General features: G+C 32.2%; 14 protein-coding genes. 7 read left to right on the forward strand and 7 right to left on the reverse strand.

Features of this window, described 5'->3' with window-relative positions:
* Nucleotides 1–6 precede the first annotated feature (6 nt).
* Nucleotides 7–2,709 (forward strand): DNA gyrase/topoisomerase IV subunit A, encoded by a 2,703-nt coding sequence (locus FBFL15_RS06880; RefSeq protein WP_014083898.1) that lies wholly within the window; start codon nucleotides 7–9, stop codon nucleotides 2,707–2,709.
* A 37-nt stretch (nucleotides 2,710–2,746) separates the two neighbouring features.
* On the opposite strand, the gene pheT is transcribed toward FBFL15_RS06880, so the two are convergent.
* Nucleotides 2,747–5,206: a phenylalanine--tRNA ligase subunit beta gene (pheT, locus tag FBFL15_RS06885; RefSeq protein ID WP_338030137.1), complete on the reverse strand. Its 2,460-nt coding sequence runs from the start codon at nucleotides 5,204–5,206 to the stop codon at nucleotides 2,747–2,749.
* Nucleotides 5,207–5,465: 259 nt separating this feature from the next.
* On the opposite strand from pheT, the gene kdsB reads away from it, so the two are divergent.
* The 3 genes from kdsB to FBFL15_RS06900 all read left to right on the forward strand — a co-directional run bounded on the left by kdsB (nucleotide 5,466) and on the right by FBFL15_RS06900 (nucleotide 8,367).
* Nucleotides 5,466–6,212 (forward strand): 3-deoxy-manno-octulosonate cytidylyltransferase, encoded by a 747-nt coding sequence (kdsB, locus tag FBFL15_RS06890; RefSeq protein WP_014083900.1) that lies wholly within the window; start codon nucleotides 5,466–5,468, stop codon nucleotides 6,210–6,212.
* Nucleotides 6,213–6,337: 125 nt separating this feature from the next.
* Nucleotides 6,338–6,982, forward strand: a complete 645-nt coding sequence (locus FBFL15_RS06895; RefSeq protein ID WP_014083901.1) for a DUF47 domain-containing protein — start codon at nucleotides 6,338–6,340, stop codon at nucleotides 6,980–6,982.
* A 29-nt stretch (nucleotides 6,983–7,011) separates the two neighbouring features.
* Nucleotides 7,012–8,367, forward strand: coding sequence for an inorganic phosphate transporter (locus tag FBFL15_RS06900; protein ID WP_014083902.1), 1,356 nt, complete (start codon nucleotides 7,012–7,014; stop codon nucleotides 8,365–8,367).
* Nucleotides 8,368–8,430: 63 nt separating this feature from the next.
* On the opposite strand, the gene FBFL15_RS06905 is transcribed toward FBFL15_RS06900, so the two are convergent.
* The gene (locus FBFL15_RS06905; protein ID WP_014083903.1) at nucleotides 8,431–8,832 is read right to left on the reverse strand and encodes an excinuclease ABC subunit B; all 402 of its coding nucleotides are present in this window, start codon (nucleotides 8,830–8,832) and stop codon (nucleotides 8,431–8,433) included.
* 49 nt (nucleotides 8,833–8,881) lie between these two features.
* Between FBFL15_RS06905 and FBFL15_RS06910 the strand changes: the two genes are divergently transcribed.
* Entirely contained in the window at nucleotides 8,882–9,682 is an 801-nt protein-coding gene (locus FBFL15_RS06910) for an alpha/beta hydrolase (protein WP_014083904.1), read from the forward strand.
* A gap of 18 nt (nucleotides 9,683–9,700) precedes the next feature.
* Entirely contained in the window at nucleotides 9,701–10,108 is a 408-nt protein-coding gene (locus FBFL15_RS06915; RefSeq protein WP_014083905.1) for a DUF1456 family protein, read from the forward strand.
* Nucleotides 10,109–10,110: 2 nt separating this feature from the next.
* Here the strand turns inward: FBFL15_RS06915 and FBFL15_RS06920 are convergent, their stop codons facing one another.
* From FBFL15_RS06920 to FBFL15_RS06940, 5 genes are all read right to left on the reverse strand, one after another.
* A complete protein-coding gene (locus tag FBFL15_RS06920; RefSeq protein ID WP_014083906.1) occupies nucleotides 10,111–10,407 on the reverse strand; it encodes a DciA family protein in 297 nt (98 codons plus the stop codon).
* On the reverse strand, nucleotides 10,407–10,826 hold the full coding sequence (locus FBFL15_RS06925) for a hypothetical protein (RefSeq protein WP_014083907.1): 420 nt from the start codon (nucleotides 10,824–10,826) through the stop codon (nucleotides 10,407–10,409). The genes FBFL15_RS06920 and FBFL15_RS06925 overlap by 1 nt, the downstream gene beginning before the upstream one ends.
* A gap of 242 nt (nucleotides 10,827–11,068) precedes the next feature.
* Nucleotides 11,069–12,331 carry a tetratricopeptide repeat protein gene (locus FBFL15_RS06930; RefSeq protein WP_014083908.1) on the reverse strand — a complete coding sequence of 421 codons (1,263 nt, stop codon included), beginning with the start codon at nucleotides 12,329–12,331 and terminating at the stop codon, nucleotides 11,069–11,071.
* A gap of 38 nt (nucleotides 12,332–12,369) precedes the next feature.
* Nucleotides 12,370–14,904, reverse strand: a complete 2,535-nt coding sequence (gyrA, locus tag FBFL15_RS06935) for a DNA gyrase subunit A (RefSeq protein ID WP_014083909.1) — start codon at nucleotides 14,902–14,904, stop codon at nucleotides 12,370–12,372.
* A 135-nt stretch (nucleotides 14,905–15,039) separates the two neighbouring features.
* On the reverse strand, nucleotides 15,040–15,420 hold the full coding sequence (locus FBFL15_RS06940; protein ID WP_014083910.1) for a pyrophosphohydrolase domain-containing protein: 381 nt from the start codon (nucleotides 15,418–15,420) through the stop codon (nucleotides 15,040–15,042).
* A 394-nt stretch (nucleotides 15,421–15,814) separates the two neighbouring features.
* Between FBFL15_RS06940 and FBFL15_RS06950 the strand changes: the two genes are divergently transcribed.
* Nucleotides 15,815–16,942, forward strand: a complete 1,128-nt coding sequence (locus FBFL15_RS06950) for a GyrI-like domain-containing protein (RefSeq protein WP_014083911.1) — start codon at nucleotides 15,815–15,817, stop codon at nucleotides 16,940–16,942.
* Nucleotides 16,943–17,005 lie beyond the last annotated feature (63 nt).

Here is a 17,005-nt window from a genome sequence, read left to right on the forward strand (position 1 = left end):
TATTATATGAAAGACGAAGAAGACAACATCATTCCAAACGAAGACGAAAACAACGATTCTTTGGAACAAAATGACAACACCAACGAAGGCTTTGAGGACATAGTTTCCTCAGGTGGCAACCATTTTTACGATAATAATGAAAACCCCGAAGACACCATTACCAAAGTAACGGGAATGTACAAAGATTGGTTTTTGGACTATGCTTCCTATGTAATTTTGGAGCGTGCTGTTCCAGCAATTGAAGATGGTTTTAAACCAGTACAACGCCGTATCATGCACTCAATGAAGGAGTTAGATGATGGACGCTATAATAAAGTAGCAAACATCGTTGGGCACACCATGCAGTATCATCCTCACGGAGATGCGAGTATTGGTGATGCCATGGTGCAAATTGGACAAAAAGATTTGATCATCGACATGCAAGGAAACTGGGGAAATATCCTCACAGGCGATAGTGCCGCTGCTTCTCGATATATCGAAGCCAGAATTTCTAAATTTGGACACGATGTGCTATTTTCTCCAAAAATTACGGAATGGGGCGTGTCTTATGACGGTCGTCGTGCGGAGCCAATTAACTTGCCTGTAAAATTCCCATTGTTGCTGGCTCAAGGTGCGGAAGGAATTGCAGTTGGATTGTCCACCAAAATTTTACCTCACAATTTCAATGAATTGATTGATTGTTCTATCAAAGTGTTGAAAGGAAAGCCGTTTACATTATATCCTGATTTCCCTACCGCTGGAATTGCCGATGTATCCAATTATAACGACGGTTTACGTGGTGGAAGAGTTAGGGTGCGTGCAAAAATTGGTCAATTGGATAAACAAACGTTGGTTATTACACAAATTCCTTTTTCGACCAATACGGGAACTTTGATTGACAGTATTTTGAAAGCCAATGAAAAAGGTAAAATAAAAATCAAAAAAATTGAAGACAACACGGCTGCTGAGGTTGAAATAGTAATTCACCTCCCACCTGGTGTTTCTCCTGATAAAACCATTGATGCTTTGTATGCGTTCACGGCTTGCGAAACCTCTGTGGCGCCTTTGGGTTGTGTCATTGAAAACCATAAACCGTTGTTTATCGGTGTTACGGATATGTTGCGAATTTCGACAGAAAGAACCGTTAATTTGCTGAAAAGAGAACTCGAAATTCAGCTAGATGAACTCGAAAACAAATGGCATTTTTCTACTCTAGAAAAGATTTTCATCAGAGAAGAAATGTACATCGATTTTAAATTGTATTCCGATAGAGAATCGTTATACAAATATATGTATGATCGTTTTGAACCTTTCAAAAAATCGTTTGTTCGGGAAATTAATGATGATGATTTGCAAAAATTAACCCAAATTCCAATGATTCGAATCACCCGTTTTGATTCGGATAAAGCGGATGAAGCCATTGCAAAATTGGAAGCCGATATGGAACAAGTGAAGCATCATTTGGATCATATTATTGATTATACAATCGATTTTTTCCAAAAATTAAAAGACAAATACGGAAAAGGTAGAGAACGTCAAACAGAATTGCGAAGTTTTGATACGATTGAAGCAACAAAAGTGGTGCTTAGAAATACCAAATTGTATGTCAATAAAGAGGAAGGTTTTTTTGGAACAGGACTGAAAAAAGACGAATATGTAGCCGATTGCTCCGATATAGATGATGTAATTGTCTTTTTGAGGGATGGAAAAATGATGGTTTCAAAAGTAGATGAGAAAAAATTCGTAGGAAAAGACATTATACATATTGCAGTTTTTGATAAAAACGACAAGCGAACCATTTATAATATGATGTATCGCGATGGCAAAAACGGTTCCACATTCATCAAGCGATTTAATGTTTCTGGAATTACAAGAGATAAATTTTATGATTTAACTCAGGAAAAACCAGGTTCGATGGTGTCCTATTTTTCTGCAAATCCAAATGGTGAAGCTGAAGTAGTTACTATTCTTTTAAGGCAAGTGGGTAGTGTGAAAAAATTGAAATGGGATGTTGATTTCTCTGAAATTGCTATAAAAGGAAGGGCTTCTCGTGGAAATACCATTACCAAATATCCAATTAAAAAAATCGAGTTGAAAGAAAAAGGAATTTCTACTTTATTGCCAAGAAAAGTTTGGTTTGATGAAACGGTGCGTAGATTGAATACAGAAGCACGAGGAGAATTGTTGGGCGAATTTAAGCCCAATGACAAAATATTAATCATCAACCAGTCGGGAAAATTGAAAGTAATTACTCCAGAGTTGACCACTCATTTTGATGACGACATGATAGTTTTGGAAAAATGGCATCCGAAAAAACCCATTTCTGCCATTTATTTTGACGGAGAAAAGGAAAAATATTTTATTAAAAGATTTTTAGTTGATTTTGAAAATAAAGAAGAAACCTTTATTACGGAACACGAAAAATCGAAATTGGAAGTTGTTGCTACAGCGTATAAACCCGTAGCTGAATTGGTTTTTGCCAAAGTAAAAGGCATTCAAAAAGAAAACCAAATCATTAATATGGAAGCATTTATTGCCATAAAAGGTTTTAAAGCTTTAGGAAATCAACTCACTGCAGATAAATTAAAACAAGTGAATTTATTGGACCCTTTGCCTTATGATGAACCAGAAGAAATTGTAATACCAGAAGGATTACCACTTTTTGAAGACGATTCTAAAACTGAATCAGACCTTGATGAAGACGGACAAACCATTTTAAGTTTAGATTAAATAAAAAAGCCACTTTTGAAGTGGCTTTTTAATAAAATTATCTTAATACTGCACCTAATTCATTAATTAAATTAAATTGTATCTTGTCCATTACCTTATCAATTTGTTGATCGGTAAGGGTTTTAGAATTATCTTGTAAAATAAAACTTACAGCATAAGATTTTTTTCCTTCTGGTAAATTCTTTCCTTGATATACATCAAATAAATCAATTTCTTTTAAAAGTATTTTCTCGGACAAACGGGCAATTTTATAAATATGTTCAAAAGCCACTTGCTCGTCTAAGAGTAAAGATAAATCCCTTCTTACTTCAGGATATTTTGGAATTTCAATAAATTTAATTTTATTAGAAATCACTTTTAAAATAGCATTCCAATTAAAATCTGCAAACAATACTTCTTGTTTGATATCAAAATGTTTTACAATAGGTTTTTTTATTGTACCAAATTCCACCAAAACCTCATTTCCTAAAGTATAAGACATTCCTTCGCTAAAGACATCAGAAGTAAGTGTTTTGTTTTGTAATTTTTGAATACCTAATCGGCTAAAAATACTATTGATTATTGATTTGAACATAAAAAAATCTGATTTCATAGATTGATTTGTCCAGTTTTGACTGTTTCTATTACCAGAAACAAACAAGGTCAAATGTTTGTTTTCTTGATAACCTTTGTCAAATTGATGGTAACTTTTACCAAATTCAAATAATTTTAAATCTGTATTTTTTCTGTTGATATTAAATGAAACGGCCTCTAAACCCGAAAAAAGTAAAGATTGTCTCATTGTGGCCAAATCGTTACTTAATGGATTCAATATCGAAACATTATGTGCTTCATTTAAATTTTCTGAAAGTTGTATATAATTGGATGTTGTCAATGAATTGGCCATCATTTCATGAAAACCATTGGCATTTAATTGACTTGCAATAATATTTTGTACTTTATAATCTTCTGTTCTTGCGGCATTAAATGTTGTTGCATGAAGTTTTTTCGAGAATTGAATATTGTTATATCCGTAAACTCTTAATATTTCTTCAATAACATCAACTTCTCTTTGAACATCTACACGATAAGATGGAATAACAAGTCCAAGACCAATTTCAGTTTCACTATTAATTTTTATATCCAGTGAAGCTAATATTTTTTTGATATTTTCTTTTGGCAATGATTGACCTATTAATTTATTGGTTCTTTCAAAGTTTAAAAAAACAGTAAAATCTTCTATTTTTTTTGGATAATTATCAATAATATCAGAAGTTATTTCACCACCAGCAACTTCTTTTATTAATAATGCAGCTCTTTTTAAGGCATAAACAGTAATATTTGGATCTATACCTCGTTCAAATCTAAATGACGCATCGGTATTTAAGCCGTGTCTTTTAGCGGTTTTTCTGATGCTAACAGGATTAAAATAAGCACTTTCTAAAAAAATAGAAGTGGTATTTTCTGTTACGCCTGATTTTATTCCTCCAAAAACACCCGCAATACACAAAGGCCCTTTTTCATCACAAATCATCAAATCTTCTTCATGTAACGTTCTTTCTACTTCGTCTAATGTTGTAAATTTTGAACCTGAATCAACCGTTTTTACCAATATTTTTCCAGAAATTTTATTGGCATCAAATGCGTGTAAGGGTTGCCCTAATTCATGTAAAACATAATTGGTAACATCCACAACATTATTTTTAGGGTTGATTCCTATTGCTTTTAATCGATTTTGAAGCCATTCTGGCGATGGTTTGATGGTTAATCCAGAAAGTGTTACGCCACAATACCTAGGTACTAACTTGGTGTTTAACACATCGGCATCAATTTTTAATATTTTTTTATCTACTCTAAAATTACTTATTGATGGTGTAATGAGTTCGACATGTACACCACTTTGAAGCATACCTGCCCTCAAATCACGTGCTGTTCCCAAATGGCTCATGGCATCGGCTCTATTGGGAGTAAGTCCAATTTCAAACACTTCGTCATTTTCTATCTGAAATACCTTGGCAGCAGGTGTCCCAACTGGCCATTTGTCTTCTAATATCATTATGCCGTCATGACTATCGCCAAGACCCAATTCGTCTTCGGCACAAATCATTCCATGACTTTCCATATTGCGAATTTTACCTTTTTTTATAGTAAATTCCTTACCTTCTTTATCGTATAAAACAGTGCCAATAGTAGCTACCAAAACTTTTTGTCCAATGGCCACATTTGAGGCTCCACAAACAATTTGCAAAGAATTTTCGGCACCAATATCTACAATGGTAACTTTCAGTTTGTCGGCATTGGGGTGTTGTTCAAAAGTTAATATTTGTCCTACAACAACTCCCTCCAATCCGCCTTTTAGGGATTGAAATTTATCTACAGTTTCCACTTCCAATCCTAAATCTGTCAATAAGGCTGCTGTTTCTTCTGATTTCCAATCTATTTTTATAAATTGTTTTAACCAATTGTATGATATTTTCATTTTTTTGTTAATATAAATTATAGTTGTAGTTTTATTTATTATTTTTAGGAATAAATCTCGTTTTTTTAGCCTATTATTAATATTATTTGACTTAATTTTAGCTGCTATTGTAGCATATAAAAACACAAAAAAAAAGATTATTCGTTGTTTTTTGGAATGCAAATATAAAAAAATACCATCAAAAGTAACATGTCAAACGCATACTTTTAAAATAAATTTACAAACAAAATATTTACATGCTATATTTAAGTAAATTTGCCAAACTTAAAACGATTCTTCACTATTATTATATATTACAATGAAAATTATAGCTGTTATTCCTGCTCGATATGCTTCTACACGTTTTCCTGCAAAATTAATGCAGGATTTAGGAGGCAAAACCGTTATAGCCCGAACTTATCAAGCGGCTGTCGATACTCAATTATTTGATGCTGTATTTGTGGTAACGGATTCTGAATTAATTTTTCAAGAAATTGAAATGCAAGGTGGCAAAGCCATTATGAGTCATAAAACACATGAATCGGGTTCAGACAGAATTGCTGAAGCCGTAGCCCATTTGGATGTGGATATTGTCATAAATGTTCAGGGAGATGAACCTTTTATAAGCAAACAGCCACTTGTGGATTTGATTGAAGCTTTTAAAAATGATAAGAAAAATGAAATTGATTTGGCTTCTTTAATGAGAATTATCGATAACGAAGAGGAGATACAAAATCCTAATCATGTCAAAGTGGTAGTAGATCAAAACAATTTTGCATTGTATTTTTCTAGATCGGTAATTCCTTATCCAAGAGAAAAAAATGTAGGTGTTACCTATTTTCAACACATTGGTATTTATGCTTTTCGAAAACAAGCCTTGTTAGATTTTTATCAATTGCCTATGATGTCATTAGAAGCTTCAGAAAAATTAGAGCAATTACGGTATCTTGAATTTGGTAAAAAAATTAAAATGATTACTACAAATCAAGTTAGCATAGGTATTGATACCGAAGAAGATTTAGATAAAGCAAGAAAATATTTGAAATACAATATAAATTCAATGTAACATTACCAAAAAGTTAAGTTTTGGTTAATAGAAATGCTAAATATTAATTTGTTAATACTCTGTTAATGTTTACTTAACATTAGTCCAATACATTTGCCTCAATAAATTAAAAAAAAATTAATATTATGTCATTAAACAGTATTTTTCAGTTTTTAACTCCAAAAGACAAAATGTTCTTTCCTCTTTTTGAAAGTGCTAGTAATAATTTGATAGAATTGGCTACAATTTTACATGAAGCTGTAAATCTACCCGCTGCCGAAAGAGAAAGTTTGTTTAATAAAATTGACGAATTGGAACAAAAAGGTGAAAATATTACACATCAAACAAATTTAGAATTAAGCCGAAATTTCATAACTCCTTTTGATAGAGAAGATATACATGCTCTAATTACTGCAATAGATAATGTAGCAGATAATTTACATGGTGCATCAAGTCGTATGAAATTATATCATATTGATAAAATAACTAAGTCTATTCGTAAATTAACTGAAATTAATTTAGAGGCATGTCAAAATATCAATACTGCAGTAAAAGAATTGAGAAATTTGAAAAATATTCAAAAAATAACCGATGCTTGCGCAAAAATTAACAAACTCGAAAACAAATCAGACAATGTATATGACAAAGCTGTTGCCGAATTGTTTATCAACGAAAATGATGCCAAAAATATTATAAAATATAAGGAAGTACTTTCTGTTTTAGAATCAGCTGCCGATAAATGTAAAGGAGTTGCAAGTGTTTTAGAGTCTATCGCTGTAAAACATTCTTAATAAATAATTATTTTACGAAAAATATTTTTATGGATTTTACTTTACTTTTAATCATCATCGTACTTGCTTTAATATTTGACTACATCAATGGTTTTCATGATGCAGCTAATGCTATAGCAACCGTAGTGGCTACCAAAGTTTTAACGCCTTTTCAAGCGGTACTTTGGGCAGCTTTTTTTAATTTTTTAGCTTTTTGGGTATTTGGTTTTGGTGTTGCCGATACGGTTGCCAAAACGGCTCATACCATGGAAATCAATTTAATTGTAATTTTAGCGGGTGTAATAGCTGCAATTTGCTGGAATTTACTTACTTGGTGGTTGGGTATTCCTTCTAGTTCTTCTCATACTCTTATTGGCGGATTTGCTGGTGCCGCCTTGGCACATGCCATTGCTGTTCACGGATTTGATGCTTATACTGTTGTAGAAAAAGGTGAAACTTTGACTAAACATTGGTATGATATTGTAAGCTGGTACAAGCCTGGAAAAGATGGGGGTATGCCCTCTGGAGTAGCCATTATTATTGCATTTATTGTATTAGCTCCTTTGGTGGGGGCTTTGGTTTCTTACTTTATTTCATTATGGTTGCTTTATGCTTCTAAAAAAACCATTATGCCAAAAGTTTTTACCGTTTTTTTAATGATTGCAACGGTATATTTTATCAACGGTAAATTACATACTTATGCTAAAATTTCAGAAAAGAGCCATCCTCGTTTTGAATCACATTTTTGGAGTGTGGTTTTGGAACCTGAAAATATAAAATGGTTTCTAGTTGCATTTATTATTTTATCAATTAGTGCTTTTTGTTTGGTGTTTAGTAGTTTAAGTTACAGTAAATCAACTGCATATCTCAAAAAAATGCAATTACTTTCATCGGCTGCTTTTAGTTTAGGACATGGAGGAAACGATTCTCAAAAAGTAATGGGAATTATAGCGGCAGCAGTGGCTGTATATATTCATACCACTGGATTAGCTCAAGATTCTTTGCCTGATTGGTTAGATGTAGTTTTGCCAAAAGACGATATAAAAGGTAAAATGCCCGATTGGATTCCGCTTGCTTGTTATAGTGTTATTGCGGCTGGAACTTTAAGTGGAGGTTGGAAAATTGTGAAAACAATGGGGTCAAAAATTACAAAAGTATCTTCATTTGAAGGAGTTGCTGCTGAAACGGCGGGTGCTTTGACCTTATATTTTACCGAACATTTAAAAATACCAGTAAGTACCACACATACCATTACAGGATCTATAATAGGAGTAGGGCTTACCAAGAGGGTATCGGCCGTTCGATGGGGGGTAACTGTAAGTTTACTATGGGCATGGGTGCTCACAATTCCAATTTCTGCAATACTTGCAGCAATATTTTATTTTACATTAAATCTATTTTTATAATATAAAACTTTTGTAAAAAATACCCAAAACGTGTTTTATTTATGAAACACGTTTTGGGTATTTTTAATTGTGTTGAATTTGAAAGGCACTAACTAATTCTTCTGCCTCAACAAGATGGTTTTCACTTGATTGCATGATTTTTAATATATAATCCATACTTTTTGGATTCAATCCCATTCGCAATCCTATGTCATGTATGGCTTGATTTTCCTTAAAATCTACTTTTCCATCACAATGCATCAATAATGCCAATCTATAAAACTGAACTATGCGCTGAAATTCATCTTTTATCGGGATGATGTCATCTCTTTTTCTGAATAAATCTAAAAAAGCGTCTTTTTCAATGCCCAATTCTATCGAAACCATCAACAAAAAATCATATTCTTTGTCATGCAATTCTTCATCTACCAATGCAAAAGCGATTAATTCTGAAAGTAAACTAATTTTTTGTGCCCGTGTACTCATTTATTGTATATTTTTGGCTAAAATAATATTTTTAATTAAATTGTCTATAATGAAACGTTTTTTTATTTGTTATCTATGGATATTTTTTTGGAGCTTTTCTTTTTTCGGACAAGTACAAAATGTTGATTCTAAGGTTTTTACGTTTGATGTACCTGCACCACAATTTCAAAAACTTCGAAAAATTTGGATTTATTTACCTCAAAATTATGAAGCTACATCTCAAAAATATCCTGTAATATACATGCTCGACGGCCAAAATTTGTTTGACAACCAAACGGCTTTTGCTGGCGAGTGGCAGGTAGATGAATCCCTTGACCAACTGAAAGCAAAGGTAATTATCGTTGGAATCGAACACGGAAATGATTTGAGATTATCTGAATTGACCCCATTTTCTAATGACAAATACGGCGGTGGAAATGCCGATTTGTTTTTAGATTTCATCATACAAAATCTTAAACCTCAAATAGATAGCAAATTCAGAACCAAAACAAATTCTAAAAACACGGCCATTTTTGGAAGCTCATTGGGCGGATTATTTGCCTACTATGCAGTTGTAAAACATCCCGAAGTTTTTTCTAAAGCAGGCGTTTTTTCTCCTTCTTTTTGGTTTTCAAATCAAATTTATGAATTAACTGAGCATGCACCCAAAATTAAAGCCAAAATTTATTTATTATGTGGCGATAACGAAAGCCCAGATATGGTTAACGAAGTCAATAAAATGAACTATTTATTGAATGTAAACCGTTGCAGTTGCCTGAAATTGACCAAAAAAGTTATCGTAAAAAACGGCCAACATAATGAAAAATTATGGCGAGAGCAATTTCAAAATGCTTACCTTTGGCTTTTTTAAAAACGAAAACTTTTTCAAATGACAAATAACGATATTTTCAAAAAATTAAGAGTAGCACTGATGTTACGTGACGATCAAATTGTTTCAATATTAGAGCTAGTAGATTTCCGAATAACAAAATCAGAACTTGGTGCTTTTTTTAGAGACGAAAAGCATGAAAATTATATGGAATGTGGCGATCAAGTGTTAAGAAATTTCCTTAATGGTTTGATTATTCATTTGAGAGGAACAAAAGATAATCCTAAAAACCCAAATGAAGTCCTGCAAAATATCAAAAAAGAAGCCACTTTTAAACCAACAAAACCAATCATAAAAAACACGCCAAAGTCCAATTTCAAGAAAAAAAATACTTCAAAAGCAGCACAACCTAAAGTTCAAGTGGTTGAAAATGTAAAATTTAATAACGGTAAAAACAAAAAGAAGTAATATTATCTTAATATTACTTCTTGTACCACCTCTCTTCTCAAGGCTTCATTGAGAAGGGTAATTATTTTGTCTTTACCATAGCTCAATTCAGCTCTCAATGTTGAGGAACTCAGTTTGACATACAATTTACCCGATTTTAAAATTACATCTTCTGTGTAAGCATTAACTCCGTTTCCCATGATGCTTTTCCATGCTTCTCTTACATTTACATCGTCTATGCCCGATTGAAGTTTGTTTTTTTTAATAATTTCTTTTATAACATCGGCCAAACACTCTTCGTTACTCGTTCTTTTATTCATTATTTTTTGCTATATGGTTCTTGTCTATTGTATTGATATTCAAACCCTTTTGCATCTTTCAAAACCAAAAAATGTTCCGATGCTTGCAAAATTTCTTCCTTAACTGTATCTTTTGTTTTGGGATATACCAAATAGCTTTTACCCGATTGTTGAATTACTTTTACATCTTCAAAATCATCACTCACTAAATAAGAACCATCCAGTTGTGGATGAACTTTCTTACGAAAACCCTTGTGGTTTTTTATTTCAAAATAATCAATGGATTCGTTTACTTTGTAGCCTTTTTCGCTACCATCTGGCAATACAACATTTTGTATTTCCCAATAGCCATTAATTTTTGCCTCTTCTATAGGTTTTGATGGTGTACATGAAAAAAATAACATGCCCAAACCTATTAAAAATAAATTTTTAAATGTCATACAAATATATTTTTGGAGCCATTCCAGCTGTTCGCTATATCTTTTGTTTTTTAAAGAAAAAAACAAAAGGATGTCGCTTCCATCTGGGCTAGGGCACCGTTTTTCAAAAGAAACAAATTTAGTATAAAAATGGACTTTTTCAAAATTATAAAAGTTAAAATTCTATTATAAACTCCTATTTATTTGCATAAAAAAACCTCTTGAAATGCAACAAGAGGTTTTAATATTAAAAAATAAAAATATTACATTTTAGCTTTCAAAGCTTTAGCTTTATCGCTCATTTCCAATGTTTTATAAACGCTTAATAAAGTTTTGGCAATATCTTCATTTTTTGGATTTAGCTCATAAGCTTTTTCCAAATAAGGTAAAGTGTCAGTAAACATTTTAGTACGATCCGTTTTCAATACGTTGTATCTTTTAGTATCTTTATCAGAGGTGCCAAGTTTGTTCATTTCTGTAACAATTTTTTCATCGGCACTTAATTTTAACTCTGCCATATTAGCATAAGCATTAACATAAGTAGGGTTGATTTCGATGGCTCTTTTAAAATATTTCTCTGCATCTACAAGTTGATTCGCTTTACGACTAATTACACCTAAATTATAAACTAAATCAACGTCGTTTGGATTTTTTTCCAACGCTTCTGAAATAAGTTTTTTGTAAGTATCCATGTCGTTCAATTTCAAATACAAGTCGGCTTCCGTCATTAACAATGAGGTGTCCTCTGGATTGGCCACTCTAGCCTCACGAATTGCTGTTTTAGCTTCTGCATCTTTTCCATTTGTAACCAAAATTAATGCTATATTTTTCATGATTTCACCTCTTTTGGAAGGTATTTTTTCTTCTCTAGGTTTTTCATGTGTGCCACCTTTTACAAACAAATCACGCTCTGCTTTTGTTGCAAATTGCTCTTCAGCTTTAGAGTCTTTATTTGTTGCATAATAAACGGTGCCTTCTCCAGAATAATTATTATTTTTCAACTCTTGATAATATGTCAAAGCACTGTTATAATCTTTTCCATTGATGGCATAACCTGCTGCATAATACAGTTTTTCCATATCTTTGGTGTCCAAATCATATACGGCTTTCAATAGTTTAGAACCTTCGGCATAATTGTCTTTATTACCCAATTCTACAGCTGCATTTACCAATTTGCCTTTCAAAATATTAATATTTTTCAAGGCTTCTTCAGTAAATTTGGCTTTGCCACTGGCTTTTTCAATAGCTTGTAAAGTAGTATAGGCTTTTGCGGCATCCATCAAGTTTTGAGAAACTTCCATGTTTTTATTGGCCAATTCTAAAGCAATATTTCCTTTTACAAACTGGTATTGGGCTTTGTCAGCATCTGTAGCCAAAAGGGGTTCTGCTGCCATTAACAAAGTTTTTGCTTCAGGAGCATTGCCATTTTTTAAGGCTTTTTCAGCCGCTTTCAATTCGTTTTTTTGAGCCATTGCACCTGTCGAAATCATGACTATCGATGCTAGAATTAAATATCTTTTTTTCATAAAATATTTTTTTAGTTTTAGTTAATTATTTATTGCTGTTATTCTTCTGTTACGGGTTCATTATCAGTTGTTTGCTCTTCGGTTTCAGAGTCTTCATCTGGATTAGCCAATACGTCTTTTGATGTTTCTTCATCTTCATCTTTCATCACTTTTGTTACCGCAGCAATAGAATCTTTACCCTTCAAATTAATCAATTTTACACCCTGTGTTGCTCTGCCCATAACTCTTAAATCTTCTACGGCAAGCCTAATAGTAAGCCCAGATTTGTTAATAATCATCAAATCATCTGCATCAGTTACAGAGTTGATAGAAACAAGATTACCCGTTTTGTCTGTTATATTCAACGTTTTAACACCTTTTCCACCTCTATTTGTAATACGATAATCATCTAAGCTAGAGCGTTTTCCGTATCCATTTTCAGAAACAACTAGTATTTCGCTATTCATATCGTTTACAGCCACCATTCCAATAACTTCATCTTGGTCGTCTTGTAGCGTAATTCCTCTAACTCCAGATGCAGTTCTACCCATCGGACGGGTTTTAATTTCTTCAAATCGAACTAATTTACCAGATTTTACGGCTACTAATATTTGACTTTCACCATTGGTTAATTCTGCTGCCAATAGTTCATCGTCTTCTCTAATTGTTATGGCAGCTACACCATTTACCCTTGGTCGGGAATATTGTTCCAAAAGTGTTTTTTTCATGATTCCTTTTTTAGTAACCATAATCAAATAATTATTTTGAATATATTCTTGATTTTTAAGGTCTTGTGTGCATATATAGGCTTTTACCTTATCGTCGCTTTCTATGTTAATTAAATTCTGAATAGCACGTCCTTTGGCTGTTTTGTTGCCTTCTGGAATTTCATATACCCGCATCCAAAAACATTTCCCTTTTTGTGTAAAAAACAACATATATTGATGGTTTGTAGCCACAAACATGTGTTCTAAGAAATCTTGGTCTCTAGTACCAGCACTTTTTTGGCCAACACCCCCTCTGTTTTGGGTTTTATATTCAGATAAGTTGGTACGTTTTATGTATCCTGCATGAGAAATCGTAATAACTACATTTTCGTCTGCAATCAAATCTTCTATACTCACATCGCCTCCAGAATATTCAATTACAGATCGACGGGCATCACCAAATTTATCTCTAATTTCAATCAACTCCTCTTTGATCAAGTTGGTTCTCAAATCTTTATCGGCAAGTAAGGCTTTCAAGTGAGCAATCAATTTCATGATTTCTTCATATTCGCTTCTCAATTTGTCTTGCTCTAGTCCAGTCAATTGACGCAAACGCATTTCAACAATCGCTCTTGCTTGAATTTCAGATAATTGAAATCTTTCTATCAATCGATCTCTTGCTTCTTCTCCATTTTTAGAGGCTCTAATAATTTTGATTACCTCGTCTATATTGTCCGAAGCTATAATCAAACCTTCTAAAATGTGGGCTCTTTCCTCGGCTTTTCTCAACTCAAATTGAGTACGTCGAACTACTACATCGTGTCGGTGTTCTATAAAATAATGAATCATGTCCTTCAAATTCAACATTTGAGGACGACCACCAACTAACGCAATATTATTGACACTAAACGATGATTGTAATTGTGTAAATTTATATAAAGTATTTAAAACCACATTTGGAGTGGCATCTCTTTTCAAAATATATACAATTCGCATACCATTTCTATCCGATTCGTCTCGAATATTGGCAATGCCTTCAATTTTTTTGTCGTTTACCAAGTCTGCCGTTTTTTTAATCATGTCGGCTTTGTTTACTTGATATGGAATTTCTGTAACTATTATGGATTCTCGTCCATCCACTTCTTCAAAACTGACTTTTGCTCGCAAAACTATGCGTCCTCTACCTGTTTTAAATGCTTCTCTTACACCTTCATATCCATATATAGTTCCCCCTGTTGGAAAATCAGGAGCTTTAATATGGTTCATCAATTCGTCAATTTCAATTTCAGAATTGTCTAAATATGCTAATGTACCGTTGATAACTTCTGTTAAATTATGTGGCGGCATATTGGTAGCCATACCCACAGCTATTCCCGTAGCTCCATTTATTAATAAAGTAGGAACACGTGTTGGCATTACTTTTGGTTCATATAAAGTATCGTCAAAATTCAATTGAAAATCAACAGTTTCTTTTTCAATATCGGCCATAATTTCTTCCGAAATTTTTTGCATTCTTGCCTCGGTATAACGCATGGCTGCTGGACTATCCCCATCGACAGACCCAAAATTTCCTTGTCCGTCCACTAGCAAATACCGCATACTCCATTCTTGTGCCATACGTACCATGGCATCATATACAGAGGTATCTCCGTGAGGATGGTATTTTCCCAATACTTCTCCAACTATTCTTGCTGATTTTTTATGGGCTTTATTCGAAAAAACACCTAATTCATACATGCCATAAAGCACACGTCGATGTACGGGTTTTAAACCGTCTCTAACATCAGGAAGGGCTCTCGATACAATTACAGACATCGAATAATCGATGTAGGCAGATTTCATTTCATCTTCAATGTTAATAGGAATTAACTTATCTCCGTCTGACATATTTTATATAGTTTATTTTAAAATTATTATGTTATAAAAAATCTTGCTAATTTATAGTTTCTATTTGAACATAACAATTTTTTTTAACAAAAAAATAATTAATTTATTAACAATAATATTACTGTAAGTAAAAAATTAAAGTATTTTAGAAAAATCTGGTTTAAAATAATGGGGTCCTTTCATTACTTTTCCGTCGTTTCTATATATAGGTTGTCCTTTGTCATCTAACTTGCTCATGTTGCTTTGATGTATTTCGTCAAATATTTGTTCCATTTGGTCTTGCAAACCGTGTTCGATAATAGTGCCACATAATATATATAGCATATCGCCCAAAGCATCTGCAACATCGTGCAAATTGTTGTTGCTAACGGCCTCTAAATATTCTTCGTTTTCTTCTTTCATCAATTCAAATCGCAGTTTGTTTTTATCAAAACCTAAGCTTGCTTGTGGCCTTTTGGCATATCCTAATTGATAAATTTCATGAAATTTTTTCACTGATTCTAATTGTTTTTTCATACGTTTTATTTAATTTTTAATGAATATATAGGTCTATATTTTTTATTCAATACGGCTACTAAAAAATGATTATAAAGAAACAAACAAAAATACATCATAAACTAATTAAAAAATGTAATTTTGTACTCAAATTTTAGTATCATTATGTTTAGTACAGGGCAACTTATTTTTGCATCACTTTTTTTTGTATCGTTCGTTTTAATTACTATGTATTCTTATAAAAAGGATAAAAATCTTCATAGCTTTTTTTATAAAGGTAATTATAAAGTACTATTGGCTTTTTTGATTTTTATTGGTTTATTATTTGTAATTAAATTTTATTTTAAACATTAATACAAAAATTTGTTAAAATTTAATAGACTTTATTATATTTGCACACTTAATCATATTTAAAATGAAGATTTTAAAATATTTTTTCCTACTCATCATGCTACTTGTAACAGCTGCCTCTATATTTGTGGCAACGTTAAATCCTAACTATGTAGTTGTAAGAACAAAAATAATAAAAACCCCCCGTATAACTGCTTATCAATACATTAACGATTTAAGAAATTGGGAAGAATTTGGTTCTTGGAAAGAGGATAACCCCAACATGCAATTTGATTACTCTGTAAATTCTTCTGGCAAAGGCAGTTATTATAATTGGAAAAACGGGAACGATTTTGGACGCATAGAAACAGTATCGAATAAAGAGGGAATGTTAATTGTTCAAAAAATGAATGATAATGGCGAAATATCTGATGTATTTTGGCAGTTTAAGGATACTTTAGGAAAAACAAAAATTACATTCAAAAACATTGGAAAAATGGGTTTTTCTAATAAAATTTTTACCGGAATACAAGGTGGAATTGATCATGTGGTGGGTACCATTTTTGAAAGAAGCCTTGAAAATGTCAATAGAATTTTAGATTTTGAAGTAAATACTTATAAAGTTAAAATAAACGGTTATATCCAAAAATCTTTTTTTTATTATTTACAAAAAACAATAATCAGCAAAGATGTACATATTAAAAAGAATATTCCTATTTTGATTCACGATATTAATCAGTTTTCACAAAAAAACAATATTCATACGGTTGGAATTCCATTTATCAAATACAATAAAAAAGACCCTAATAGGCAAGTTACAAGTTATACTGTGGGTATTGAATTGAAAGAAATGATTTATACTAGTAAGGAAAGTGAATTTGTAGTAGATAGTTTGCCAGCCACTCATTATATCAAAACAACTTTAACGGGAGATTATTCGCATTTGTATCAAGCAAAAATGAAAACATTAAATTTTATTTATAAAAATAAATTAATGGAAGACTTTGAAAAATCTTATTTGGAGTATTATGTGAAAGACAAATCGATAAGTAACAATCCATCTACTTGGATTACAGAGATTTATGTTCCAATAAAAACAAAAGCCAAGCCTAAAAAATATTACAAACCGAAAGTAGAACAAACGACCGCCACACCAGCTCAAGCACCCGCTACTACTGAAACGGTAACTCCAACTAATACAAATTCAAATTAAAATCAATAGAAGTCTATTTGTTGAATCTTACATTAATTTTTTTTATAATTAAATGACTAGTTA

This window comes from Flavobacterium branchiophilum FL-15 (assembly GCF_000253275.1).
GTDB classification, from domain to species: Bacteria; Bacteroidota; Bacteroidia; order Flavobacteriales; family Flavobacteriaceae; genus Flavobacterium; species Flavobacterium branchiophilum.